Annotated in this window: 26 protein-coding genes and 1 riboswitch; of the genes, 9 read left to right on the top strand and 17 right to left on the bottom strand. The window is 35.7% G+C overall.

All coding sequences use genetic code 11. The features are described 5' to 3' along the window. Positions 1–48: 48 nt before the first annotated feature. Positions 49–1554 (bottom strand): lmo1851 family serine protease, encoded by a 1506-nt coding sequence (locus DEX24_RS03290; RefSeq protein WP_246131425.1) that lies wholly within the window; start codon positions 1552–1554, stop codon positions 49–51. 775 nt (positions 1555–2329) lie between these two features. On the opposite strand from DEX24_RS03290, the gene DEX24_RS03295 reads away from it, so the two are divergent. Next, positions 2330–3175, top strand: coding sequence for a zinc ribbon domain-containing protein (locus tag DEX24_RS03295; RefSeq protein WP_109304979.1), 846 nt, complete (start codon positions 2330–2332; stop codon positions 3173–3175). A 155-nt stretch (positions 3176–3330) separates the two neighbouring features. Here DEX24_RS03295 and deoD read toward each other — a convergent pair whose 3' ends face one another. Beyond that, on the bottom strand, positions 3331–4035 hold the full coding sequence (gene deoD / locus DEX24_RS03300) for a purine-nucleoside phosphorylase (protein ID WP_109304980.1): 705 nt from the start codon (positions 4033–4035) through the stop codon (positions 3331–3333). Positions 4036–4103: 68 nt separating this feature from the next. After that, complete coding sequence (locus DEX24_RS03305; RefSeq protein WP_109304981.1) at positions 4104–4328, bottom strand: YozE family protein; 225 nt, start codon at positions 4326–4328, stop codon at positions 4104–4106. 118 nt (positions 4329–4446) lie between these two features. On the opposite strand from DEX24_RS03305, the gene DEX24_RS03310 reads away from it, so the two are divergent. The 3 genes from DEX24_RS03310 (at position 4447) to DEX24_RS03320 (ending at position 7985) form a co-directional block, all read left to right on the top strand. Then, entirely contained in the window at positions 4447–6258 is a 1812-nt protein-coding gene (locus DEX24_RS03310; protein WP_109304982.1) for a methyl-accepting chemotaxis protein, read from the top strand. 162 nt (positions 6259–6420) lie between these two features. After that, complete coding sequence (locus tag DEX24_RS03315; RefSeq protein WP_109304983.1) at positions 6421–6813, top strand: hotdog family protein; 393 nt, start codon at positions 6421–6423, stop codon at positions 6811–6813. 158 nt (positions 6814–6971) lie between these two features. Continuing rightward, positions 6972–7985 (top strand): SH3 domain-containing protein, encoded by a 1014-nt coding sequence (locus DEX24_RS03320; protein ID WP_109304984.1) that lies wholly within the window; start codon positions 6972–6974, stop codon positions 7983–7985. A gap of 137 nt (positions 7986–8122) precedes the next feature. On the opposite strand, the gene DEX24_RS03325 is transcribed toward DEX24_RS03320, so the two are convergent. Next, positions 8123–9061: an aldo/keto reductase gene (locus DEX24_RS03325; RefSeq protein WP_109304985.1), complete on the bottom strand. Its 939-nt coding sequence runs from the start codon at positions 9059–9061 to the stop codon at positions 8123–8125. Positions 9062–9188: 127 nt separating this feature from the next. Between DEX24_RS03325 and DEX24_RS03330 the strand changes: the two genes are divergently transcribed. The 3 genes from DEX24_RS03330 to DEX24_RS03340 all read left to right on the top strand — a co-directional run bounded on the left by DEX24_RS03330 (position 9189) and on the right by DEX24_RS03340 (position 12457). Next, complete coding sequence (locus DEX24_RS03330) at positions 9189–9848, top strand: TetR/AcrR family transcriptional regulator (RefSeq protein WP_109304986.1); 660 nt, start codon at positions 9189–9191, stop codon at positions 9846–9848. A gap of 116 nt (positions 9849–9964) precedes the next feature. Then, positions 9965–10071, top strand: a riboswitch (SAM riboswitch). Positions 10072–10140: 69 nt separating this feature from the next. Beyond that, on the top strand, positions 10141–11268 hold the full coding sequence (locus DEX24_RS03335) for a PLP-dependent transferase (protein WP_109305101.1): 1128 nt from the start codon (positions 10141–10143) through the stop codon (positions 11266–11268). Continuing rightward, positions 11261–12457 (top strand): PLP-dependent transferase, encoded by a 1197-nt coding sequence (locus tag DEX24_RS03340; protein ID WP_186819614.1) that lies wholly within the window; start codon positions 11261–11263, stop codon positions 12455–12457. The genes DEX24_RS03335 and DEX24_RS03340 overlap by 8 nt, the downstream gene beginning before the upstream one ends. A gap of 528 nt (positions 12458–12985) precedes the next feature. Here the strand turns inward: DEX24_RS03340 and msrB are convergent. The 5 genes from msrB to DEX24_RS03365 form a co-directional block, all read right to left on the bottom strand. Continuing rightward, positions 12986–13417: a peptide-methionine (R)-S-oxide reductase MsrB gene (gene msrB, locus DEX24_RS03345; protein WP_109304987.1), complete on the bottom strand. Its 432-nt coding sequence runs from the start codon at positions 13415–13417 to the stop codon at positions 12986–12988. Continuing rightward, positions 13407–13943: a peptide-methionine (S)-S-oxide reductase MsrA gene (msrA, locus tag DEX24_RS03350; RefSeq protein WP_109304988.1), complete on the bottom strand. Its 537-nt coding sequence runs from the start codon at positions 13941–13943 to the stop codon at positions 13407–13409. Before msrA ends, msrB begins: the two co-directional genes overlap by 11 nt. 22 nt (positions 13944–13965) lie before the next feature. Beyond that, positions 13966–14541 carry a YpmS family protein gene (locus tag DEX24_RS03355; protein ID WP_170112826.1) on the bottom strand — a complete coding sequence of 192 codons (576 nt, stop codon included), beginning with the start codon at positions 14539–14541 and terminating at the stop codon, positions 13966–13968. Then, a complete protein-coding gene (locus DEX24_RS03360; RefSeq protein ID WP_109304990.1) occupies positions 14531–15325 on the bottom strand; it encodes a GDSL-type esterase/lipase family protein in 795 nt (264 codons plus the stop codon). The genes DEX24_RS03355 and DEX24_RS03360 overlap by 11 nt, the downstream gene beginning before the upstream one ends. A gap of 90 nt (positions 15326–15415) precedes the next feature. After that, positions 15416–16255, bottom strand: coding sequence for a DegV family protein (locus DEX24_RS03365; protein WP_109304991.1), 840 nt, complete (start codon positions 16253–16255; stop codon positions 15416–15418). A gap of 169 nt (positions 16256–16424) precedes the next feature. Here DEX24_RS03365 and trhA point away from each other — a divergent pair, with 169 nt between their 5' ends. Continuing rightward, entirely contained in the window at positions 16425–17063 is a 639-nt protein-coding gene (gene trhA, locus DEX24_RS03370; RefSeq protein ID WP_109304992.1) for a PAQR family membrane homeostasis protein TrhA, read from the top strand. A 667-nt stretch (positions 17064–17730) separates the two neighbouring features. Here the strand turns inward: trhA and DEX24_RS03375 are convergent. Next, complete coding sequence (locus DEX24_RS03375; RefSeq protein WP_109304993.1) at positions 17731–18786, bottom strand: CAP domain-containing protein; 1056 nt, start codon at positions 18784–18786, stop codon at positions 17731–17733. 53 nt (positions 18787–18839) lie between these two features. Further along, the gene (locus DEX24_RS03380; RefSeq protein ID WP_109304994.1) at positions 18840–19310 is read right to left on the bottom strand and encodes a dihydrofolate reductase; all 471 of its coding nucleotides are present in this window, start codon (positions 19308–19310) and stop codon (positions 18840–18842) included. A 176-nt stretch (positions 19311–19486) separates the two neighbouring features. Between DEX24_RS03380 and DEX24_RS03385 the strand changes: the two genes are divergently transcribed. Next, positions 19487–19840, top strand: coding sequence for an SLAP domain-containing protein (locus DEX24_RS03385; protein ID WP_109304995.1), 354 nt, complete (start codon positions 19487–19489; stop codon positions 19838–19840). A gap of 294 nt (positions 19841–20134) precedes the next feature. Here the strand turns inward: DEX24_RS03385 and DEX24_RS03390 are convergent, their stop codons facing one another. The 6 genes from DEX24_RS03390 to DEX24_RS03415 all read right to left on the bottom strand — a co-directional run bounded on the left by DEX24_RS03390 (position 20135) and on the right by DEX24_RS03415 (position 25023). Then, a complete protein-coding gene (locus DEX24_RS03390; protein ID WP_170112827.1) occupies positions 20135–20650 on the bottom strand; it encodes a GNAT family N-acetyltransferase in 516 nt (171 codons plus the stop codon). A gap of 56 nt (positions 20651–20706) precedes the next feature. Then, a complete protein-coding gene (locus tag DEX24_RS03395; protein WP_109304997.1) occupies positions 20707–21666 on the bottom strand; it encodes a thymidylate synthase in 960 nt (319 codons plus the stop codon). A 90-nt stretch (positions 21667–21756) separates the two neighbouring features. Then, complete coding sequence (locus DEX24_RS03400) at positions 21757–22374, bottom strand: pyroglutamyl-peptidase I (RefSeq protein WP_109304998.1); 618 nt, start codon at positions 22372–22374, stop codon at positions 21757–21759. Between the two features lie 99 nt (positions 22375–22473). Beyond that, positions 22474–23418 (bottom strand): metal ABC transporter solute-binding protein, Zn/Mn family, encoded by a 945-nt coding sequence (locus DEX24_RS03405; protein ID WP_109304999.1) that lies wholly within the window; start codon positions 23416–23418, stop codon positions 22474–22476. 22 nt (positions 23419–23440) lie between these two features. After that, a complete protein-coding gene (locus DEX24_RS03410) occupies positions 23441–24280 on the bottom strand; it encodes a metal ABC transporter permease (RefSeq protein WP_109305000.1) in 840 nt (279 codons plus the stop codon). Beyond that, on the bottom strand, positions 24277–25023 hold the full coding sequence (locus DEX24_RS03415; protein ID WP_109305001.1) for a metal ABC transporter ATP-binding protein: 747 nt from the start codon (positions 25021–25023) through the stop codon (positions 24277–24279). The genes DEX24_RS03410 and DEX24_RS03415 overlap by 4 nt, the downstream gene beginning before the upstream one ends. Between the last annotated feature and the right edge of the window lie 238 nt (positions 25024–25261).

A 25261-nucleotide genomic window follows, 5' to 3' on the forward strand; every position in this document is an offset into this window, starting at 1 on the left:
TACTCCTTTAGTAAAAAGAAAAAGGCAACGCGAGGGCTGCCTTCTTTTTTATTTAATTTCTTTTAAAATAATTTTTCTAGCCTTCGCTAATTGTGGATCATCTTTTTTAATTTTTTTACGTAATTCAATCATTAAAGTATTGGTTGTTTTACCTTTTAATATACCATCAATCGTAATCTTCTCATTTTCTTGGAAGCGACTAACTGCATATTGTGTATATTCATCATAAACGCCATCGATTTTACCAGGGTTGTAACCTAGTGCTTTTAGCATTTGTTCGGCAGCTTTCACTTGGTCGGAAACGACACCATACTTCATCGCTTTAGAGTCATCTAAAAACGGTAATTTTGCATAACTAGAATACGTCACTTTCACATCTGGTTTAATTCCTTTTTTATGAATCCAATTGCCTTCTGGTGTTAACCATTTGCCCGTTGTATATTTCATAATAGAGCCATCTGCTTCTGTTTTAGCGCTTTGCATTGTACCTTTACCAAATGATTTTTCACCGACCAGTTGAACATGTGCATTCTCACTCATAGCCGCTGCTAAAATTTCAGATGCTGATGCACTTCCTTTATCGATCAATAAAGTTACCGGTACATTTACTTTACGACCACCTTGTGCTTTCAGTACTTCTTTTTCACCCGATTTGTATTCTACTTGCATTACTGTATCACCCGTTTTAACGAATAAACTAGCAATGCTAACAGCTGTAGTTAACATACCGCCTGGATTTTGTCTGACATCAAGAACTAAGCCTTTCATGCCTTTTTTCTCCATTTTATCGAGTTGTTGTAACAATTCTTTATACGTGTCATCTGCGAAGCTCGTAATTTGGATATGTGCGATTTTATTCTTCGTCATCTCACCATATACGGTTTCGATTGGAATTTCATCTCGTACGAGCGTCAATTTATGTAGCTTCGAATCTTTGCCACGTTGATATTGTAATTCAACTTCTGTTCCTTTTTTACCACGAATCAATTGCACTGCATCATTTGCTGTTTTACCCGCAATTGACTTACCATTAACTGTTTTTATAACATCATTTGGTAGTAAGCCTGCTTTTTCTGCTGGTGAATTACGAATTGGTGACACGATAATAATTTGGCCATCCTTTTCTTGAATCTCAGCACCAATCCCATCAAAACTTGAAGAAATACTATCGCTGAATTGTGATGCTTCCTCACCCGTCATATAATCCGAATAGGGATCACCTAACGATTCAATCATTCCTTTTAAAGCACCATCTACTAGCTTATTTTCATCGACATTTTTATAATATTTTTCGCCTAATTCTTCATACGCGCTAAATAATTTTTGAAATTCTTCATGATTTGGCGTACGTACTTCAACAACTTTTTTCTCGCCTACCGTTAATGCGAAAATTGTAATACCAGATGTACCTAGGATCAGTACGATAATCATCATAATTAGTGTAAACGGCTTTAAGCGCACATATTTGCTTGCTGGCTTAACTTCTTCTTGCTCCGGTTTATCTAATTGTGGTTGCGTATCGTCTTGTGAACCATTATTTTTCTTATCGTCCAATGATCTTCACCACTTTCAATCGTTACGTGTACAAACACACTCTCCCTATTTTAACAGGTTCTGAGCCTAACGAAAAGCAATGTCTGTTAAATTAATTCGTCTTTTAAATATTTTATTGTTATTTGAGGTTTTGTTGCAAAGTTTAAAAAACACAATAAATTTCCTGTTATTTTGTATTTTACGTTCCCTCCATCAACTGCATCCCATTTTCCTGATTTTTTATAGAGAGCATGGACAGTTTCGAACCTTGTAATTATCGAGGAGATGGTCCGTATGAAACGCTATAACCGATGTCTTTTCTCGATGAGCTGTTGTGACGAATACCCCATATTACACCAGAAGAATCAATAGCGTGATACAAATAGCACCATGAACTCTTCTCTTATATATATCTGTATTTATGGTTCTACAGTTTCTTATTTTGTTGTTATTAGTATGAAAAGATGATTATTTGAAAAGATGGAGTTGGTAAATCCACAACTTATTGTCTTACTTCATATTTGCTAGGTAAGAGGCACTATAAAATAATCAGCCTTCCTATAACCACTATTTACAATTCCATCACAATTTTTGATTCTAAATGAAACTTTGTAACAAAGCCTTTTTTCATATATGGAGCTCATTTGCTCTATTAGTATCATTTATTCAACTTAAAAGTCGATAAAATTTAGCTATTTATGTAATATTTTAAATATTTTTTACATAAAAACAAAACTTTTTATTCATTTTTATCCCCTTTAACTATACTAACATTCAATAAAGAAGGATTTTTACAATGAAATGTTCAACATGTGGTAATAATAACGGCGAGGATACAAGGTTCTGCTCAAAGTGCGGTGCGCGAGTCGAATTTGGCATAATTGACAATGACAGCAATCGTAGAACCCCAAAAAGTACTGTACATATTAAAAAATCAACAAAAGTGATTGGGAGTATTTTCGCAATTATCATTATTCTTGCTATTTTATTTATGTCTATTAATATTTTTCAATTACAATCAAAACTAAATACGCCCGTTGATCATAGTACAAAAGAGGTCAGCCCAAAAGTTGAAGTTAAAGCTGACAAAGTAAGTACTGACAAAAAAGTGACAGAGCCGAAAAAACTGAAAGAAACAGTTGTTACAAAATCAGCAACTGCACCTGTAACACAAGTCAACACTTCAAGTAGTAATCTACAATTGGACAGTAAATCAACTGATCAAACAGCGACGAATCAATTTTTCACTACCCATAAAAATCAAGCAGATGACTTTTATAAAAACTTTCGCTCTGATTATGAAACGGCGCTAAATTCTGGTGACTTCAGCCATGTATCCGGTTATTTCTCTGAAAATAATGGCGTAAAATCAAACTATCGAGACTTCGTATCAAAACATATTGGGTGGGATTATGACTATTATTATACTTTTTTGATGAATGATACGACTTTAGAACCTAAAAATGCGAATACAATTATCGTTACTTCTCATGAAACTTTTGAACTTTATAAAGGTGGTTATAAACAAAAAACATCTTTTAATGAACGAATCAAACGCTATACAGTAGCTTATAAAAACCAGTTGTTTTATATTACAAATATTGAAAGTATCGATTCAAATACTTCCGTACAAAATAATTAAACGAGATTGCGACAGAACTCGATTATGTTGAAAAATAGCAAAAATAGCTAACAGCTTTTCCGCCTAACTGAGTTAAATATCTCTTCTTACATCAAAAAAAATGTTAGACCGATTGTATCTTGGTCTAACATTTTTTCTTTTTGTCTCAATCTCGTTTAATCTTGGATTGCTGCGTCAAGAGCGATAACCATCATATCGTTAAACGTTGTTTGACGTTCTTCTGATGTTGTTGCTTCGCCTGTGATTAGGTGATCTGATATTGTTAGTATTGATAAAGCTTGGCGTTTGAATTTAGCTGCTAATGTATAAAGAGCTGCTGTTTCCATTTCGACTGCCAGTACGCCATAATCAGCTAGTTGTTCGTTTGGATTTTTTTCTCCATAAAATAAATCAGCTGTATATACATTACCTACACGTACGTTTAAACCTGCTGTTTTAGCTTCATTATATGCTTTTAGTAGCAAGTCGAAGTCAGCGATTGGCGCATAATCAATACCACCAAAAAGAATTTCGTTCATTTTAGAGTCAGTAGTTGCCGCTTGAGCAATAACAACGTCACGTACTTTAACATCTTCTTTTAAAGCCCCTGCTGTACCTACACGAATTAATTTTTGCACATTATACTCTTGCATTAATTCAGTTGCGTAGATTGAAATTGATGGAACACCCATACCAGTTCCTTGTACAGATACACGTTTACCTTTGTATGTACCCGTGTAACCAAACATATTGCGGACTTCATTATACTGCACGACATCTTCTAAAAATGTTTCAGCGATGTATTTTGCACGTAATGGATCACCTGGTAGTAGGACGATTTCAGCGATTTCACCTTGTTTTGCATTAATATGGATACTCATTTTATTGGCCTCTTTTCTCTATAATCTTTAGTTATTGTACAGTAATGTCAGACATCTGACAAACGAAATCATTCTTTTTCATTCTCTACATATAATATCCATAATTCATCAAAGATCATCGCCGACATATCCGGATGTGCAGCTTCCTCAATATAGCGTGATAATTCATCAAAGCTCTCTGATTGTTTTAAAAAGGTATGATCTTCGAACATGGCCTCAGAAAAAGAAGAAAATGAATCGTTTTTCCCACCTCCTCGGAACTTAATGACATAATGATAGAAACTATGTCTCATAACAAATACCTCCTTTATAGTAAAATAGAATTATTTTTTTTGTGAAATATGTGGCTTTTTCCCTTCTGATTCCGTAATATATAAAATATACTGAATACTCAACAAAGTAGGTGGGGCTATGAATACATTAACTGGTGTGGAAACCAAGAAACGAAAAACAAAATCACCAAAGAAAATTCCAAAGCGCCGTAAAAAGGTCGCAGCTAGTAAATCTAACAGTAAAACACCCATTTGGAAATTGGTTCGTGGTCGAATTATTATTAACTACGCCATTCTTACGATTATTTTAGCAGCAATGTTAGTTGTATCATATACTAATATGAATCGTCTACAAACTGAGCTTAAGTCTTTTACCGGTAAAAGTTTAAGTGAGCAACTAGAAATTAACCAACTTGCAGGAAATATTGCCAAATTATCAAATGTTGAGCAAAGTTTTATCATTACAGGGAGTCAAATTTATTTAAATCAGTACGATGAACAACGTCAGATTATTGACGATTCTATTGCCAATCTACATAAAATTTTCAATAAAAAAGGGGAAGAAAAAGATCGCATTGATTCCATTGATCAGTTCTATGCAAATTATTTAACCTATTCTAAACGTGTAATCGAATCACGTAAAGTAAATGGCTTGGAATCTGCACAAAGGATTGTCTTGGTAGGAACAGGCACAAAAGCAATGTCCTACGTTGATATTCATATTGGTATGATGAATGATGTGCTAGCTAAAAATACAGCTAAACAAATCAAGTCACTTGAAAAAAGCACACAATTTGCTATGATTTTATTCTTTTCATTAACATTACTCTCTATTTTATTAGTTCTTATTTCTGGTACTTTCTTGTTCCGCTCGATTAAGAAAAATACCTTTAAAATTAATTCTTCTATTCAGGAAATGGCCAGTGCAGGTGGTGATTTAACGAAACGCGTCGAAATAAAAAACAAGGATGAGTTTGGTCAAATTGCGACAAGTACAAATAGTTTAATCGAATCGATTGCAAAACTAATTAGAAATGTCCGACAACTGTCTGACAATGTTTCAGCAAGCGGTCAACAATTAACAGCTTCCGCCCAAGAAAATGCTGCTACTATTCAGCAAATTGCTCACTCTACTTCTGAAATAGCAGCTAGTAGCGACCAAACCATTCGTTCGATTCATGCATCTTCTCAAAAAATGTCGTTACTCGAGGAGTCAGCAAAACATTTAAATAATGATGCCGATAATTTGAAAGTAACCGCCGCTAAAATGCAGTCAGCAGCTCAAGCTGGATACAGCTCCGTTCAGCAATCAGCAAATTCTATGTTGCAAATTGAAGAAACGATGGCTAATACCAATCAAACTGTCACGGGACTTGGTGAAAGTTCTGCTCAAATTACGACGATTATTGGCACGATTACAAGCGTTGCCGAACAAACTAATTTACTCGCATTAAATGCAGCAATTGAAGCAGCTCGTGCTGGAGAGCATGGCAAGGGTTTTGCTGTTGTTGCAGATGAAGTTCGTAAATTAGCTGAGCAGTCCCAATTAGCCGCCCGTGAAGTATCTACAATTGTTCATACCATTCAAGACAAAATTTCATTGATTGTTCGTCAAAATGAAGATGGTGTAAAATCTGTCATTCAAGGTGTTGAAGTTGCCAATGCAACGACTGCTACTTTAGATGAAATTGTTAAACAAACGATGGACACTCTCTCGACAATCGAATCGATGGTCGAACGTATTGCAGAAACAGAGGCTGTCAGCCAAGATGTGATGGAATCATTTATTGAAGTGACAACAATTGCTGAACATGCTGCCCATCAAACAGATCAATCTGCTGCTGCGGCAGAGGAGGCATCCGCTTCCATCCAAGAAATTCATGCGGCAGCCGAAGAATTATCACATCAAGCCGATTCGCTGCGCGATGTGGTGAACCAATTTAAAATATAACAGATGCGAATCCCCCCTTCACTGGCGGGGATTTTTTCATATAAAGGTGAATGATTACAATGCTATCTATCTCTAGTAAATAGGTTATTTACATGTTTTCACTTCACTAAAAATGAATAGTAATTCATAATGGTAACTATAATCATATTAGGAGGAATTTAGATGAAAGCAACAACTGTTGGAGAAAGCTTTTTATATGAACGAATGTTTACTGTAGAAGAAGTAAGACAATTTACAGAAATTTCTCGTGATAAAGGAATTCATCATGTCATTCCTGATGACAAAGATAGACTTGTTGTACACGGCTTATTGACTACAACTATTTTAACCGAATTTGGTGGGGAAAATAATTTCATGGCACGTAATGTTAATTTACAGTTTTTACGTCCTGTTTATACAGGTGATTTGATTAGCTGTGTCATCACTTTAGATCAGTATGATAGGCACCCTATAAAACCGCAGTATCAAGTAAAAACATCTTTTATCGGCAAAAATCAAGATGGTAAAGAAGTGGCGACAGGATACTTTGAAGGCGTTATTTTTGCCCGCGATTGATAATTCAATATTTTCATAATTATATATTAATGTACGTCTTTCAAAGCTAGACGGCTGTAGGTGTCATACTTTTTAACATTTTTTAAAAATATAATCATTTTTACACTATGAATTTACTTTTAACGGTGGTACTATGGTCGTCAGAGGAGTGAATCGATATGAAATTAACAAAATATGTTTTATCACTAGGAATTTTAACTGGCGCAACAATGCCATACGTATCACCAATATTTACAGCCAATGCTGCAACTCAAACGAAAGCAGGTGTCGTTTCAAAAGACGTCATTGTACGTGCTGAATCAACACCCAAATCAAAAAAATTAGGTGTTTTAAAAAAAGGTACTAAAATTACTATTACAAAAGAAACAACTTATTGGTATCAAATTAAATTCGCTACTAAAACTGCCTATGTTTCTAAGGATCATGTCAATTTAATAGCGACAAAAACGACGGCTACATCCGACAAGCTTATAACAAAGGTCAAATCTACAAAAACAGCAAATGCCTCTATTAAATCAAATGTCTATTTTTATGCTAAAGCAAGTTCTGCTGGCAAGGCGCTTGGTATTCTACAAAAAGGCGTCCAAATTCATGTGAATAGCACATCGCAATTTGGTTGGGTAGAATTTGATCATAATGGTAAGAAAAACTATGTATACAAAGATTTTGTCACCACTAAAAAAGCAACGACTACCAAACCTGTTAAACCAACAGCAACAAAAAAAACGCCGGTCAATACTACTAAAAAACTAAGCTATGAGCCTTTAACGTCTAAAAAATATTCATTTAAAGCAAACGGTCAAAATGGTGTCTTGTCTTCAGCAAATAAAAAAGCAGCATCAAATTTTATTACTTGGAAATCTACAATCAATAAAAAAGCAACTTCTTTTTACATAAAAGAAACAGCTGCTGGTGTATTCTATGGTAAGTCTACGAAAACAGCAGTAAAAGTATTACCTTATCCATTCAAGGTAGATCAAAGCTATAAAAATGGCAAAGACAGCTACAAAGTAACTGGCGCAAATAAAACCATTAAAACAGCTGCAGGAACATTTAAAAGTGTCGCTACAGTAAAAGGTGACGGTTACGTATTTTACATTGCCCCTAAAGCTGGTATCGTAAAAATGACAAAGAGCGACAAAACTACCTTTGAATTAACAAAAATTAAATAATTTCTATTTATACAGCGCTTAGGCCACTGCCTTCCCGCTCTTTTAACACAACAAAAATGAGAAACTGCCTAAACGCCGTTTCTCATTTTTTTGTCTAGAATATTGAATAGCATATAGTATTTCACTTTTGTGAACGCTTAATAGCGTGTACCCGATATCGTTGTACTCACGCTATTAAGAATTTTTAACTCGTCACTTGATAAGATCACATCTACCGCTTTTACATTATCCTCTAAATAATTCATATGTTTTGTACCCGGAATAGGTACAGCTCCATTGGCTATGGTCCACGCCAATGCAAGTTGAACAATTGTAACATTTTTTGAACGTGCCATCACGGCTAAGCTATTTACTATTTCAACATTCAATTGAAAGTTTTCTTTTTGAAATCGTGGTAATCTACGTCTAATATCATCTTTATTTAAATCATTTATTGTTTTTAACTTACCTGATATAAATCCACGACTTAAAGGACTATAGGCAATATGTGTGATGCCTAGCTCACGTGTTGTCGGCAAAATATCAGCTTCAATTTCTCGACTCCATAGAGAATATTCTGTCTGAAGTACCGCTATTGGATGCGTGTTATATGCCCGTCTAATTTGTTGTGAATTTGCTTCAGAAAGCCCTAATGCCCTTACCTTACCTGCTTGGACGAGCTCTGCCATAGCGCCTACTATTTCTTCAATTGGTATATTTGGATCCATACGATGTTGATAATAGAGATCAATATAATCCAAACCTAAGCGTTGTAGTGATTGATCAATTGCTTTTTTCACATAGTCAGGATGGCCACCTATAAATTGAAAATGAGGCCCAAAAGTAAATTTTGTTGCGACAACTGCCTGATGTCGTTTAACGCCACGCAAAGCCCTCCCCAATAATTCTTCATTATGTCCGCCACCATAAGTATCAGCTGTATCGAATAGGTTTATACCTAATTCTAATGCACGATGAATTATTTTTATTGATTCTGTGTCATCAACTTCACCATATATACCTGGTGACATCCCCATCAACCCTAGGCCCTCTGTTGAAACTTCAATATTGGTATTACCTAATGAACGCATTTTCATCCACATGCAACTCCTTTGTAATATATGGAAATATCATATCATAATAAAATAGACAATTAAAACTTTTATTGTCTATTTCGTACATTTTTATTTCTGATATACTAGATGAAATAGGAGGTTGTTAGACTTGGACGCAACAAAAAAACAACAACAGCAACAAAAACTGATATTACAGGTACTTGCTCATATCCGCACGCATCAATTTACTACTATGAGCATGGAGGATATGGCAAAACTCATGAATATTAGTCGTGCTACTTTATATAAGTATTTTATAAATAAAGAAGATATTTTTAATCATTTTACTAATGGATTCATACAGTATATTGAAAAAAACAGATTGTACCTCATTGATGAAGAAGAAAAAATAATTACAAATTTCATACTCGTATTGGAGCAATCTACATTGCTTGCTCTATTAGTACCTCATTCATTTTTGAAACAATTAAAAGATATGTATCCAGAGATGTATAATCGTTTAACCACAGTACTTGAAGAACGGGATCAACAAACTATTTCTTTTTATCAATTTGGCACTAAAAAAGGATACTTCAGAAACCTCAATCCTGCTCTTATTATCCAACAGCAACAGCTGTACGAAACATGGTTTGATATGAAATTTTTAATGAAAAATAACTTGTCCATCCATCAAGTATTATGGGATTTTTATCAACTGCAAAAAGAACAATTACTATTTGAAAAATATGATAATTTATTTGATGAAGATCTTATGAAACATAAAATTGATTATTTATCAAAAAAAATATCGGACTTACTCTTCAATTAATTTCGTATGTCTATTTTCAATCAATTCTGAATAATTTTTCAATTCATCATTGTATTGTCTGTATGAACATGGTAAGATTCGTTTAATTACTTTTTATTAACAGCAATTGTATAGCTTTCTTATCAAGAGAGATGGAGGGATATGGCCCTGCGAAATCTCAGCAACCTCCTATTATTGGAACGGTGCTAATTCCACTGAGGCTTATTGTCTCTAAAGATAAGAGGATCACACTTTAAACAAGGGTTCTCTTCTTACGATGAAGAGAACCTTTTTATATTATTTAAAAAGGATGATGACAATGACGAAAATTGAGACTTTATTAACGCAGGTTGGTACACAAACAGATGCAAAAACAGGTGCAATTAATACACCAATCTACTTATCGACGGCTTATCGCCATGAGGGGCTTGGACAGTCGACTGGTTTTGATTATACGCGAACTAAAAATCCTACACGTTCTGTATTAGAGCAGGAATTTGCTAAATTGGAGGGCGGAGATGCTTGTTGTGCTTGTAGTAGCGGTATGGCGGCCATTCATCTTGTACTTGCTCTTTTCGAAGCAGGAGATGCGATTATTTATCCAGATGATTTATATGGTGGCACATACCGTCTTGCAACACAATATGATAAACAATATGGTATAACAGCTTTATTTGACCCATTTGATTCGATTGAGGCTGTAGAAGAAAAAATATGCTTGCATCATGTAAAAGCAATCTTTATCGAAACACCTACAAATCCTTTGATGAAGGAAATTTCAATCGAAGCCTATGCTAAACTTGCAGCAAAATACGCTATCTTACTCATTGTAGATAATACCTTTTTAACACCTTATTATCAGCGTCCTCTTGAGCTTGGCGCGCATATTGTCATTCACAGCGGTACAAAGTATATCGGTGGTCATAATGATGTCTTAGCTGGTCTAGTCGTATCAAAGGGTGTCGAATTGAGTGAAAGAATTTTCTTACAGCATAATGCAATTGGAATGACCTTAGCTCCTTTTGATAGTTGGTTGCTTTTACGCGGCTTAAAAACATTGCATTTACGCATGAAACAGCATACGATAAATGCCAAAGAAATCGTTGCTTATTTAGCTCAACAACCGCAAATACGTGACGTGATGTATGCGGGAAGAGGAGGGATGGTCTCCTTCCGATTGCAATCAGGTACTCAGGTCGCACCTTTTTTACAACAACTCAAACTAATTGCATTTGCTGAAAGTCTTGGTGGTGTCGAATCATTCATTACGTACCCAACGACTCAAACCCATGCTGATATTCCACAATATATCCGAGAAGCGCGTGGTGTAGATGATTCCTTATTGCGTTTCTCAGTTGGTATCGAAGAATCTGAGGATATTATTGCAGATTTACAGCAAGTATTCAATTACTTAGAAAGTGAGGCCATCGTACATGACTAAAATAACGCAGCAACTTGACACCTTACTTGTGACAGGCTCTACTCTACATGATTATGAAAAAAAAACCGGTGCAGTAAACATCCCTATTTATGCATCATCTACTTTCGATCAATCTTCATTTGATTCATTTGGTCCTTTTGATTATAGTCGTTCTGGTAATCCTACACGTGATGCGCTTGAAAAAACAATTGCACGCCTAGAAAATGGTCATCGAGGTTTTGCCTTTTCTTCTGGTATTGCTGCAATTACAGCCACCTTATTAACATTAAACGCCGGCGATCACCTTGTTATTACAAATGAAGTATATGGAGGGACATACCGTTTCGTTACTACACTACTACCCAAGTATGGTATTAGTCATAGCTTTGCTGATTTTACTGATTTAGCAGCAGTTGAGGCTGCTATACAGCCAAATACTGTCGTATTATATGCAGAAACACCCGCAAATCCATTGCTCGGTATTACTGATATTCGAGGTGTTGTGGCACTGGCTCAAAAATATCATTTAAAAACATTTGTCGACAATACATTTATGACACCACTATACCAACAACCATTAGCTTTAGGTGTAGATGTCGTATTGCATAGTGCGACAAAATTTTTAGGTGGTCATAGTGAAGTAATTGCTGGTTTAGCTATAACAAAGGATGAAGAAATGAGTAAGGCTATTTATGCTATTCAAAATGGTATGGGGGCTATTTTAAGTCCACATGATTCATTTTCTGTCATTCAAGGTATTAAAACACTGCGTGCACGTCTAGACTTTTCTAGTAGAAATGCTCAAAAAATCGCAGAATTTTTGCATGCTCATGAAGATGTCGTGGACGTATACTATCCTGGGCTTCCATGCCATATTGGCTATGCTATTCATCAGTCACAAAGTACGTCAGCAGGTGCTGTACTTTCCTTTACATTACCTACCAAACAATTTACACAACTTGTCGTTGAACATATGACCATTCCCATTTTTGCTGTTAGCCTCGGTGGTGTTGAATCCATTTTATCGTACCCACCAACAATGAGTCATGCAGCCATCCCCCTTGCAGAACGTCAAGCAAGAGGGATTACGGATGGTCTCCTACGTTTATCGGTAGGTCTTGAGAATGTTGATGACCTCATAGCAGATCTTAGTCAAGCACTTGCCATTGCAGCAACGACTACGGCAAATATGAATACTACAGCCCAGTAATTGTGTATAGTGAATGAATTTTAAAAGCATTAATCATATGTGAAATGCCGCTTGCCATTGGTTTTCAGTGACTGTTATACTAAAAAGTCTTTTCTGACAACCATTTCTTACAAGAGCAAGTAAAGCGACGATGCTTAGACCAGATCACCATGAATGCCTTGAAGCATTCCTATAAAAAAGCAACCGCTCCTCCATTTCTTTGATTTTCGTAATCAAAATATTTTTTAACTCTGGAATATTCATGCTAGACTTCATACAGCACAGCTCACCTTTCACTTACTTATTATGCAGTATGTTAAGTATAGAAGATTTGGTGAACCTGTGCTTTTTTCTGTCTATTTTTCTAAAATATGAATTGTTTTAATACCCCAACATCTATAATAGAACCTTAAAACCCGAATCTAGATAATAGAACGCATAAAAAAACGTTCATGAAGTTTCTGCACCAATCTCAATTGAGACCGGTACTTTTTCTTCATCAACGTTATTTCGTGTAAAGCCACACTACTTGTTGCTACTTTTCCAAAATTATTTAAATAAAGTTAGGTATTCACCATAACCTTGTGCTTCCAATTCATCCACTTTCACAAACGCTAACGCTGCTGAATTGATGCAATAACGCATACCACCTAATTCTTTTGGTCCATCTGGAAAAAGATGACCAAGATGTGAATCTGCATCTGAGCTACGTACTTCAGTACGTGTCATACCAAAACGTTGATCTTTTAATTCTGCTAATTGCGTATCAGCAATCGGTTTTGCAAAAGCTGGCCATCCACAACCTGCATCAAATTTGTCTTTTGATGAAAATAACGGTTCACCTGATACGATGTCCACATAAATTCCATCTTCAAAGTTTTGATCAAATTCATTTTGAAATGGTGCTTCTGTACCCTCTTGTTGTGTAACTTGGAATTGGATAGCTGTTAGCTCTTTTAAACGCTGTTCTTTATTTTCCATCTCGATTGCCCCATTTCTCTAGTTGGAAATCTGCTCTCCCTGAGCCTACTGCATAACGCTCATAGTGAGTTGGATTTTTTCTATAGTAGTATTGATGATATTCTTCTGCGATATAAAACGGCTTCGCTACGAGAATTGGTGTGACGATATTTTTCTTGAATTTACCAGAAGCTTGTAATGCTGCTCTCGATTTTTCAGCTAGTCGTTTTTGGTCTTCGTTTTGATAAAAAATCGCCGTACGATATGAACTACCACGGTCATAAAATTGGCCGCCTTCATCCGTTGGGTCGATTAGTTTCCAGAAAGTCTCTACAATTTTTTCATATGGATAAATTGCTGGATCATATTCGATCTCAACTGCCTCATAATGACCCGTTTGCTCCAAACATACCTCTTCATACGTAGGATCTACTTTCGTCCCCCCCGTATATCCCGACAATACTTTAATAATTCCTGGTTCTTTATCAAAGGGCTTGATTAAACACCAAAAACATCCTCCTGCAAATATTGCTTTTTCAGTCGCCATTGCACTCACTCCCTTTATCCGTTTACGGAACGATTATATCTAATACAATCTTATTGTTCGTTAAGTCAAATTCTTTTGCTTGTAAATGAGCATTCTCAGACCCGATTGGAAGTTCCACTGCTGAAAGGTCCATATAAGCTGTTTTATCACTTGGTTGAACTGTGATCCAATCAGGTAATTTATTTGAGTCACGTAGTAATTTTAATGCAGCTTGTGCAGGTAAATCAAGTAATCCCACTGTGACATTTGTTTGATGTAAGATAATATTACCCTGATCATCCACTTCGGGTTCAAAATCCAGTGTTATTGGAACATTTACCCCTAAAGCTTCCACATTACTCTTGATTTTCACATCATCGTCCACTTTAATATAGGCTTGTAACGCACTACCATTTGTTGCATTACCAATCATTTTATTAGCCATTTTTTCAAAATCTATTGGTTTTGTTGTGATGGTAACTACACTGCCATTATGTACCTTTGGCTCTGGTTTTGCCATATTTTTGCCTCCGCTAAACAACAAGGTCGTCACGAGAATAAGTATGACTAATACAGCTGTAGCTAATGATATAAAAGCTACTTTCCATTTATTTTTCATCTTTATCAACATCCTTAAAATCAATTGTACCGCCTGAAAGTTTTAATAAATTATTTTTTCGTAAAGTATCTTCTATACGTTGGGTCATCAGTTGATACCCTTTTGCATTCGGATGGAAATAATCTTCACTATATACTTCATTGTCATTTGAATCAAATAAATCTTCTACAGCAATGAATTGTGCATATCCATCTTTTTTGGCGATTTTTTGCATATCACCATTCCACTCTTTTAAGATAGCATTGAGCTCAGATGGGTCTTCTGTATAGACCGTTAATGGATTGTATAATCCTAGTAAAATTATTGGCGCTTGCTCATTTCTTTGACGGATTAGATCAAATACTTCCTTATAACGTTTGTTAAAAGTAGCTCTTTCTTTGTCAAAGGTTGCCTTTGTTAAATTGGTCATATTTTCACGAACAATTTTCATCAAGTCGTTTCCACCAATTGTTAATGATATAACGTCTGCTTTCTTCAAATCATCATCAAGATCACCACTCTTGATTTGTGTGATTAATTCATCGGAGCGACGACCTTTTAGTGCCGTATTCGTTACTTTTACATCTTTAACACCATCCATATCATTTGGCATTGCTGATGCCAAGCGACCAATATAACCGCCTTTATCTTCTTCATCACCAACACCAACCGTCAAAGAATCACCCATTGCGACAACATGAATGGTTTTTTTCTCTAAATTTTTCTCGTCTTTAAAATTGCTTACAATGCCACAACCACTCAAAACAACAGCGATTGCCACCATAAATAACACGATCTTTTTCACCGTTTAACTCTCTCCTTTTATAAAACGACAAAAGAGCCGTCTTTAGGCAAATTGCACAAAAAGACAACTCTTTATCCAGAAACAAACTACTTACTCTGTGTAATAGCTAAATCCGATTGCTCCAGGGCCTGTATGTGTACTAATAATAGGCGAAGTGAAGCCAAATTTCAAATCATTGAAGCCAGATTGTTTAATTAATTCGGCAAGTGGTTCAGCCATCTTCATTCCATCGGCATGCTGAATACCAGCACCAATGACTTTTTTACCTGCAGTATCTTCTAAATATTGATTGTAAACATATTTGACAACCGCCTTATAACTGCGGACTTTAGCTACTAAATTATACTCGCCGCCCTCTAAATTAGCGACCGGTTTAATATTTAAAATTGAGCTCATCAAGCTCTTCCCTTTACCAATACGTCCACCTTTTACCATGTTTTCAAGCGTATCAATAATAACGTATAAATGAGTATTGGCACGCACATGATCTAATCGCGCTAAAATTTCATCCATCGATTTGTTAGCCTGTGCCATTTTTGCGGCCTCTAACACTTGAAAACCTAACCCAAATGATGTGAAACGCGAATCGACAACTGTTACTTTAGCATCTGATATAGAAGCCGCTGATTCCGCTGATTTAACGGTACCACTCATACCACCTGTCATCGTAATCACCAACACTTCATCGCCATCTTTACCTAATTCATTAAATAATTCTTCGAAGACACCAACTGCTGGTTGAGAACTTTTTGGCAATTCTTTAGACGTTGCCATTTTAACTAAAAATTCTTCTGGCGATAAATCAACATTATCTTCGAATGTTTCTCCATCAATATGAATCGTTAATGGTACGATATGAATATTATATTTTTCGATTTCTTCCTTTGTAATTCCGCCTGTTGAATCCGATACAATTTTAATTTGTCCCATTTTCAATGCACATCCTTTATGTATGTCTGTCTATTTTAGTTGTATAGTAATCGTTATCTATTATTTTACTTCCTTTTGTCATGTTATACATGTGACAAATGTCAATTCTTTTTGAATTTATTACACTGCATAATAGATTTAACGAAAAAAGTAACGGGAGGGATGCATCATGAACGGTGCTGCAGAAGATTATAAATCAAAAAGTGAAGAATTTTGGAACGCTATTACTCATGGTATCGGTTTTATCCTCGCGATTCCGGCACTTATTTTACTCATTATGCAGGCGGGTAAATATGATTCTGCACTTTATATGACTAGTTTTATCATCTTTGGTGTTTCGATGCTACTATTATTTTTAGCCTCAACTGTACTGCATAGCGTCCCTGAAAAATATAAACGCTTTTGCGCAATACTAGATCACTCTTCCATTTATATTCTAATCGCTGGTACCTATACCCCATTTGCTTTACTTGCAATCGGCGGTAAACTCGGTTGGGCAATATTTTTCATGGAATGGGGATTCGCTGTTATTGGTGTGCTTTTTAAATGTTTTTTCATTCATCGCTTTGATAAGTTATCGCTTTTCTTCTATATTATGATGGGTTGGGTGATTATTTTTGCCTTTAAGCCTATCGTTGCACATATTACATTAAATGGTTTTTGGATTTTATTAATAGGTGGTCTTTGTTATACATTTGGCGCATATTTTTATGCCAATCGTCGCATTCCATACAATCATGCTATTTGGCATCTATTTGTCCTGGCTGGCAGCGCGATGATGTTCGTTTGTATAATCGAATATGTCTAATTAATTTGTTATTTATTATGTCAACTATTGGAGTGGCGTGATTTGGATTTTTCACATCACGCCACTTTTTCTATTTATTCGTTTCAGACAAATGCTTTCCGGCAGGCGTCCCCGTCTTTTACTACACCAATCATTCACCCTAAATGCAAACCCATTTCTTGATTCTCCCTATTCAATCAAATCTTCACTCGAACATAAGCAAAATGTCTACATCCAAATGCATTGTGTTTGAAAACTTTTTTATGATGAATACCTTCTAAAAAGCCCTTTGAATCGCCAAAGTGTACGCATCATCTTTACACTCATCAATAGCAATCACTTTAGGTAATTGAGGCGGTTTAGTTCTTCCCTTTTGAGCGACTTTTTAAAGCGAAGAATTATATGCTTTATTTTTGAATCCGATCATCAGATATGTTAGTTGTTTTATGTAATCAGAATGGACAAATAGGCGTTTTCTTAGGTAGTGTTATAGTAACTGTTAGGGCATCATTTATTTTCTTCAGCTTTGTGATGCGTACATCTTTCAATCCGATGACTGCCATTATTAACATTCATGGCGCACAACAAATCTTATAGAGCCTTTATTATATGAAAGAGATGACCACATAAATTACGTGGTCATCTCTTTTTGTAGTTTGCTAATTATATAATTTGGATTTCCATTTATCTAGCGTTGTGTAGCAAATACCTGAGTAGCAACAGATGAATAGAAACCACCTGCTGTATTTTTCACAACACCAATACCAATACGATTATAATTCGGATTCAAAATATTGTTACGATGACCAGTGGAGTTCATCCACATATTCATATAAGCAGCTCCAGAGCCTGCACCAGCAGCAATATTTTCACCCAATCCCCAATAAGCATAATCCATTTGTTGAACAAGTGTATAAAATGCGCCTGTATTTGGTGATGTATGGCTAAAATATTTATATTTTATCATATCACTAGAACGAATAATGGCTGTTTTCGACAAGGTATCATCTAAGATTAGAGGTTGTGCACCTGTTTTTGCACGTTCATTATTAACAATTTTTAAAATATCTTGCTGTTGTTGTTCTTCACCGGCAGTAGCATAAAGATCAACGTATTCAGGTTTTAATAACCATCCCTCAGGCGTTTTCACCATCCCATTTGATGCTGTAGTCAACACTTTATAAATACCATGCTTCATTATTTTAGTAGACGTTTTCGAAGTCGATTTCGCATAATTTTTCTTCGTTTTCCCTACATAAACATAGTCGCCAACAATACCGTCCTTCACCCAATAACCTGCAGATGTTTTATACCAGCCTCCTGTACTTTTTTCGTAGAAGGATAATTTTGTGCCCTTATTTTTTGTTGCGTGACGACCGTAGCCACCCTTAAAATCAAATTGACGTGTTTCTTGTTTCAAGACATGACTTTTAGCAGCTACAATCACTTTACGTTTCACTGTTTTAGTTTCTTTTTTCGCTGAAGTTACTTTATAAGTATAATAATATACCCCTTTTTTATTAAAATTAGCTTTGCCAGTAATCTTAATTTTTGATGTCAAACTTTTCCCTTTTGAATCTTTAGCTGTGACAGCCGTTTTTGCATTAAAGCTCCCACCTAACACAACTGTTTTCGTGGTAGCTCCTTTTATTGTTGGACTGGCAGCCTGTGCTTCAGCTGCTACTGACCAAGCAACTCCCCCTACTAATGTCATACATGCTAATTGTTTTAATACTTTATTCACTTAAATTCCTCCACTAAAAAATCACTTTACTACTATAGTAGTAAAGTGATTCGTTATTTTTCTAAAACAGTGTAACGAAAAGTAAATCCGTCACCGTTTTGATTTTCAGTTGTAGTCTTTTCAGACCAGTTTTCGTACGCAGGGAAGTATGTGTCCCCTTCAAATTCATGATCGATTAATGTCACATATAAACGATCGGCCAAAGGTAATGCTTCAGTAAATATTTGCTGACCACCAATGATCATTATTTCGTCATGTTCATTTTGTGCTAGATCAATGGCTTCTGTTAAACTATGAACAACCGATGCACCTTGCGCTTCATAGTTTTTATTACGTGTTATAATAATATTTTTGCGTCCTGGTAATGGTCTACCAATCGATTCAAATGTATTGCGCCCCATAATAATCGGCTTGCCCATTGTCATTCGTTTAAAATAAGCTAAATCTCCTGGTAAATGCCATGGCATTTGATTATTTAAACCAATAACTCGATTTTTATCATGCGCTACGATTAATGAAATCATTTATCCACCTCCACTGTATTATTTATAACATTCCTATTATAATAGATTTCTAAGCTAAATTCAGTATTATTGTCCAATCTATACAATTTTGTCTATTATCCCTATATTCATTTCAATAATATTCCATATTAACAGTTATTGCGTCATTATATCAATATAAAAATGGAGGTTTTTTCATGCAGCTACAATTCGAAGATGCTTGGCAGCGAACAATCGCACCACAGGATCGACAAATTATCGAAGAACTTTTTAAAAATGAACATGCCAATTATCGACACCCCATCATTCGAGTTGCTATCAATCATCGTAAGCAACTACTTGTATCTGTACTTGTACAAAATCACAGTGCTAAAGAAATGATCTTTATGAATCGACAAGTCCAATTCCATACACCCACAGCAAATAGAAGCCATCACTTCACAATAAAATCCCTTAAAATCCCCCCATACACAAGTATGCCGTGGACTTTTATTTTTGAACAAGCCCCTGAGAATTACTCAGATGGGCAAATAACTATTGCTACACCCTGAACTACTGACGATGATTTCTGTTCTTCACAACATGCATAAAAATTGTCAGCAACAATCGTTTAATGAAATAAAAAAAGCTCATTTTTCCTCTTTGAGGAATAAATGAGCTTTTATCTTAGTTCTATTATATATGTTGCGGTATTAAAACAATTCATATTTTAGAAAAATAGACAAAAAAAGCATAGGTTCACCAAATCTGATCCATTAAATCACCTCTATTCAAATCAATTAATGAAAAAGATGAATGAAATTGAACATCCAATTTCATTCATCCCAATATTTGACACAGAGCTTTTATCTTATAATCGGTATTTCTAATTGAATCGTTTCTGGTGCTAATGCCTGTAAATAGGAATCTACTCGTTCAGCTAACCGTGCACCTCTATGCGAAAAAAAATCCACTGTATTTTGGCTTGGCGGTGAGCGAATATACAATGCCTCTGCCTCTTTTTCATATGCGATTTGCAGTATTTTTTGCACCATTATGTTACCAATACCTTGCCGGCGATATAACTGATCAATATAAAGTGCTTCAAGATGCAAACGAAAACCTGAAATATATTGTAAATCAAGTACAGCAATACCAACTAATCGTGCTTCTTGATATGCCCCTAAAACAACACCACCATGAAAATAGATATCTTCTATTTTCAAGATGAAATCGGCTAATTTTTGCGGTTCCCAAGCATTTACTTTATAAGGCGTATCTGTTAGGATACCACTCATATTATAGGATTGCATACTAGTTTCCTGGCAATTAATCGCGCCTATTAAAGGTATTTCATGATAAGCTAGCGTACGAATTTGCATGAGTTCCTCCTCTATAAAAATAATCTGCAGCAACAATCTGCTACAGATTATCATACCTATACTGCAATTGGCGCTTTAATGGATGGATGGGGGTCATACCCTTCAATCATCAAATCAGCCATTTCATAATCAAAAATTGATTCTTTGTCCGTATTTAATAGTAATTGTGGTAAAGCACGTGCATCACGTGACATTTGCTCTTGAACTTGTATTAAATGATTTTTATAAATATGAGCATCACCTAATGTATGAACAAAATCACCTACTTCTAAATGGCATTCTTTGGCGATTAAATGCGTGAGCAATGCATAAGAAGCAATATTAAATGGTACTCCAAGAAAAACATCTGCCGATCGTTGATATAATTGACAAGATAATTTGCCATCCGCTACATAAAATTGGAATAGTGAGTGACATGGTGGTAATGCCATATCCTCTACTTCTGCAGGGTTCCACGCTGTCACAAGATGACGACGTGAGTCTGGGTTATTTTTAATGGAGTCAATCACATTTTTAATCTGGTCGATTGTGCCCCCTGTAGCATCTGGCCATGAACGCCATTGCTTACCATATACAGGGCCTAGGTTGCCGTAAATTTGAGCAAAGGTATCATCTTGTAAAATTTTCTCTTGGAAAATAGCCATTTGCTCTTTATATATGGTGTTAAATTGATTATCTATCGCTGCACGATGTCCGAAATTCGTCATATCTGGTCCTCTATAATCTGCACTTTTCACCCATTTTTCAAATGCCCATTCATCCCAAATATGATTGTTTTGTGCAATTAATGTACGAACATTCGTGTCGCCCTTTAAAAACCACAATAGCTCTGTCGCAATTAAACGAAATGCAGTTCGCTTCGTCGTCAATAACGGAAAGCCTTCTTGTAGATTAAAACGCATTTGATAGCCAAATGTACTCCAAGTACCTGTACCTGTGCGGTCACCTTTTGCAGTTCCCTCATCTAATATATGCTTACAAAGCTCTAAATAAGCTTCGTCTACGTGATTTTTCATTTTAATAACTCCCTTAAAACAGTTTGCTCTATTATAGCAAATTTCATGCTTCAAACCTAGCCTGAATCAATACGTCTAATTTTCAAAATACTAGGATTGAGTTGCTTTAACTGCCTCTTCTAGACAAATTTGCACAGCGGTAATGAGATCGCGTGTCGCCCATCCTGCAATACGTCCATGGCTAATTGCTAACTCAAAATTTGCAGGAATATGGATAAAACCGGCAAGCATTTCTGAATTTTGCCGTTGTGCATAGCGAATTCCTTCAAACATGATATTATTGCATAAGTAAGTACCTGCTGAATTGGATATTTCTGCAGGATAACCCGCCTGTTGTAAGGAATTAACCATTTTACGAATCGGTAAATTTGTAAAATAACCATCATTTGCCTGGTCATCAATTACCTCATCCTGTGGCGTATAACCTTTATTATCTGGCTCACCATCACGAATATTAATCGCGATACGTTCTGGTGTTATTTTGGATCTTCCTCCTGCTAAACCTAAAGAAATAATCATCTGCGGTTGCTCACTAGCAATCAGTTGCTGAAGTTGCTCAGCAGATTGTTTAAAATCAACGACCATTGTACGGCCAATAACCTCAAACTCCCCTATTTGCAAACCATCCAATGCTTTAACAACTTCCATTGTCGGATTTATTTTAAAATTTAAAAATGGCTCAAAACCAGTTAGTAAAAGTTTTTTCATTTTCTCATCCCCCTTACTAGTTAGTATGCTTAGTTTAAAGTTTTAAAGCAAATATCCCCTACAGAAAAGACAGCTATATGCCCTAACGGCTGATGTTCATTATTTGCCCCCTAATCCTTGTGTAAGAACGTCAATATTATATTGTAAATACTTCATATAGGTGTCAACTTCATCTCCAGGAGCCCCAATTTCATCAGAATAAATTTCTTGATCGTAGATTGGTACACCGGATTCTTTTGAAACAGTTTCCATCGGTCTCGCATCAACATTTGTTTCGACAAAAACTACTGGTACTTTATGCTCTTTCAAAAATGCTACAAGATTTTTCATCTGGCTTGGTGAACCATTCTCCTCTGTATCAATCGCCCAAATATATCCCTCCCGTAAACCATAATCATCTGCTAAATATTGGAATGCCCGCTCCGAAGTTACAAGTACTCTATCTTCAGACGAGATGCTATTAATGCGCATTGTATATTGCCTATCCATATCATTTAAGCGATCAATATATGCATTTGCTCTTTTTTCAAACAACGCTTTTTTTGCTGGGACAGCATCCATCAAGGCGGCTTTAATATTTTGTGCCATAATAACCCCCACTTGCGGTGAGATAAAGGCATGTGGATTTATTTCTTCATCCTTACCGTCATGACTTGTAATGCGTAGAGGTTTGACTTTTTCTTTAAAGCTCGTTACATTATATGCCTTCTTGACATCCTGCCCTGTTGCTTCAATCATTTTAAAAAACCAACCTTTTTGGCCGCCCTCTAAATTCAAACCATTGTATAACAATATATGTGCATCTGTTGTTTTTTTCAGGTCTTCAGGCTTTGGCTCATACTCATGTGGGTCTTGTCCAGTCGGTACAAGATTATGTACTTCTACTGCATCTCCACCAATTTCCTTTGCCATATCGGTTAACAATGTAAAAGATGAGACAATTTTCACTTGATCATGAGCATCTATTTCACCTTGTTCATGACCACATGCTACGAGTAAAAAAATTGCCGTGACTAAAGCGAATAGTATTCCTATTTTTTTCATAATTGACACTTCCTTCAGATTATTAGTATTTCAATAGAAATTTTTTCCAAATAATGCCTTGTTTCGGCGAAAATAATAAGGCTAAAATAAAGAATAAAACTGTTACGAGTGCAATCACTGGTCCCGAAGGTAAATTGTATTTAAAGCTACTATACAGACCAATAACTGCCGATAACGCACCAAAAAATGCTGATAAAAAAAGCATGGTAGATAATTTATTTGTTAGTAAATAAGCTGTTGATGCTGGCGTAATAAGCATCGATACGACTAAAATAACACCGACTGTTTGCAAAGAGGCTACTGTCGATAAAGTAAGTAGTATCATAATGCCATAATGAATGATCGTCGTATTTAATCCGTAAGCTTTTGCCATTGTTGGATCAAAACTAGAGATGAGTAATTCCTTATAAAAAACAGCCACTACCACTATGACAATTACCCCGACAACAAATGTAATGGTCATATCCGATTCTCTAACAGCCAGTACGTTTCCAAAGAGAATTTGCGTTAAATCAATGGCGCTACCCGCTTTAGAAACCAAAATGACACCTAGTGCAAAAAAAGCAGAAAAAACGATTCCTAATGATGAATCACTTTTCACACGGCTATTTCGACTGATCATTCCGATACCAACTGCACAAAAAATGCCGACGATGACGGCTCCATAAAAATAATTTATACCCACCATATAAGATAGTGCCACACCTGGTAAAATAGCATGGCTAATAGCATCCCCCATTAAAGCCATTCCTCTTAAAATAATGAAACTGCCAATAATACCACAGATTATGCCGACCATTACTGACGTAATCATAGCTTTTTGTAAAAATTCATAGGTCATTAAATCATGCCAAAACATCATAATATTTGTCCTCCAATACGATTGGCAATTGTTACTAAAGGTGATTTATATGCTTTTTGTAACAGTTCATTCGTGAAGACATCCTTTATATCTCCTGCTGCTATTACTTCTTGATTCAATAATATTAACTGATCAAAATAGCTTTCAACTTTAGATAAGTCATGATGAACTACGAATATTATTTTCCCTTCATCACGAAGCTCTCTTAAGATTTTGATCATAATTGTTTCGCTTGCTCCGTCAATGCCTACAAACGGTTCATCCAAAAATAAATACTGTGCTTGTTGTGCCAATGCTCGTGCTAAAAAGACACGCTGTTGTTGCCCACCGGATAGTTCACCGATTTGTCGTGTTGCAAAATCGCTCATACCAACTTTCCCCAAACATTGAGCAGCTAATGCATATTCCTTCTTCCCAGGTCTTCTAATGATCCCTAAATTAGGATATGTACCAAGTAATACAACATCTCTTACGATGATGGGGAAGTCGAAATCTAAGTCCGAGCGTTGTGGTACATAAGCGACTTGACGACGATTCATTTTTAATGTTGTCCCACCAAGTGTTAAAGCAGTGTATGTCGCTGGCATTAAACCTAATAATCCTTTAATCATCGTCGACTTACCAGCCCCATTTGGTCCTAGAATACCAATCAATGCACTTTGTGAAAATTGAAATGATACATTTTTAACAACTTGATGACCAACATAAGAGACGGATAAATTTTCTACACATATTGTATTCATAGTCACTCACCTCATTCTTTCCTCAATAACTTTTTCTTTCCTTAACGCAACTATATTGGATTATAGATTATCTTTTTCCTTAAGTAAACAATTATTTTTCCTACAAGATAAAAAGTTTCTCTAGAGAAACAAAAAAAGTATGACAATATATAAAAAAGAGGCTTTCTTTTCAACTACAAAAAGAGAGCCTCTTCGATTATTTATTTACATGCGTAGAGAATTCAGTCCCCCTATCTAG

The sequence above is a fragment of the Kurthia sibirica genome (genome assembly GCF_003143975.1).
Lineage (GTDB): Bacteria > Bacillota > Bacilli > Bacillales_A > Planococcaceae > Kurthia > Kurthia sibirica.

What these genes read in the sequence shown, in the direction of transcription:
- DEX24_RS03295 (WP_109304979.1), top strand. Translation starts at nt 2,330, where the DNA reads ATGAAATGTTCAACATGTGGTAATAATAACGGCGAGGATACAAGGTTC.
- deoD (WP_109304980.1), bottom strand. Translation starts at nt 4,035, where the DNA reads ATGAGTATCCATATTAATGCAAAACAAGGTGAAATCGCTGAAATCGTC.
- DEX24_RS03305 (WP_109304981.1), bottom strand. Translation starts at nt 4,328, where the DNA reads ATGAGACATAGTTTCTATCATTATGTCATTAAGTTCCGAGGAGGTGGG.
- DEX24_RS03310 (WP_109304982.1), top strand. Translation starts at nt 4,447, where the DNA reads ATGAATACATTAACTGGTGTGGAAACCAAGAAACGAAAAACAAAATCA.
- DEX24_RS03315 (WP_109304983.1), top strand. Translation starts at nt 6,421, where the DNA reads ATGAAAGCAACAACTGTTGGAGAAAGCTTTTTATATGAACGAATGTTT.
- DEX24_RS03320 (WP_109304984.1), top strand. Translation starts at nt 6,972, where the DNA reads ATGAAATTAACAAAATATGTTTTATCACTAGGAATTTTAACTGGCGCA.
- DEX24_RS03325 (WP_109304985.1), bottom strand. Translation starts at nt 9,061, where the DNA reads ATGAAAATGCGTTCATTAGGTAATACCAATATTGAAGTTTCAACAGAG.
- DEX24_RS03335 (WP_109305101.1), top strand. Translation starts at nt 10,141, where the DNA reads ATGACAATGACGAAAATTGAGACTTTATTAACGCAGGTTGGTACACAA.
- DEX24_RS03340 (WP_186819614.1), top strand. Translation starts at nt 11,261, where the DNA reads ATGACTAAAATAACGCAGCAACTTGACACCTTACTTGTGACAGGCTCT.
- msrB (WP_109304987.1), bottom strand. Translation starts at nt 13,417, where the DNA reads ATGGAAAATAAAGAACAGCGTTTAAAAGAGCTAACAGCTATCCAATTC.
- msrA (WP_109304988.1), bottom strand. Translation starts at nt 13,943, where the DNA reads ATGGCGACTGAAAAAGCAATATTTGCAGGAGGATGTTTTTGGTGTTTA.
- DEX24_RS03355 (WP_170112826.1), bottom strand. Translation starts at nt 14,541, where the DNA reads ATGAAAAATAAATGGAAAGTAGCTTTTATATCATTAGCTACAGCTGTA.
- DEX24_RS03365 (WP_109304991.1), bottom strand. Translation starts at nt 16,255, where the DNA reads ATGGGACAAATTAAAATTGTATCGGATTCAACAGGCGGAATTACAAAG.
- trhA (WP_109304992.1), top strand. Translation starts at nt 16,425, where the DNA reads ATGAACGGTGCTGCAGAAGATTATAAATCAAAAAGTGAAGAATTTTGG.
- DEX24_RS03380 (WP_109304994.1), bottom strand. Translation starts at nt 19,310, where the DNA reads ATGATTTCATTAATCGTAGCGCATGATAAAAATCGAGTTATTGGTTTA.
- DEX24_RS03385 (WP_109304995.1), top strand. Translation starts at nt 19,487, where the DNA reads ATGCAGCTACAATTCGAAGATGCTTGGCAGCGAACAATCGCACCACAG.
- DEX24_RS03390 (WP_170112827.1), bottom strand. Translation starts at nt 20,650, where the DNA reads ATGCAAATTCGTACGCTAGCTTATCATGAAATACCTTTAATAGGCGCG.
- DEX24_RS03395 (WP_109304997.1), bottom strand. Translation starts at nt 21,666, where the DNA reads ATGAAAAATCACGTAGACGAAGCTTATTTAGAGCTTTGTAAGCATATA.
- DEX24_RS03400 (WP_109304998.1), bottom strand. Translation starts at nt 22,374, where the DNA reads ATGAAAAAACTTTTACTAACTGGTTTTGAGCCATTTTTAAATTTTAAA.
- DEX24_RS03405 (WP_109304999.1), bottom strand. Translation starts at nt 23,418, where the DNA reads ATGAAAAAAATAGGAATACTATTCGCTTTAGTCACGGCAATTTTTTTA.
- DEX24_RS03410 (WP_109305000.1), bottom strand. Translation starts at nt 24,280, where the DNA reads ATGATGTTTTGGCATGATTTAATGACCTATGAATTTTTACAAAAAGCT.
- DEX24_RS03415 (WP_109305001.1), bottom strand. Translation starts at nt 25,023, where the DNA reads ATGAATACAATATGTGTAGAAAATTTATCCGTCTCTTATGTTGGTCAT.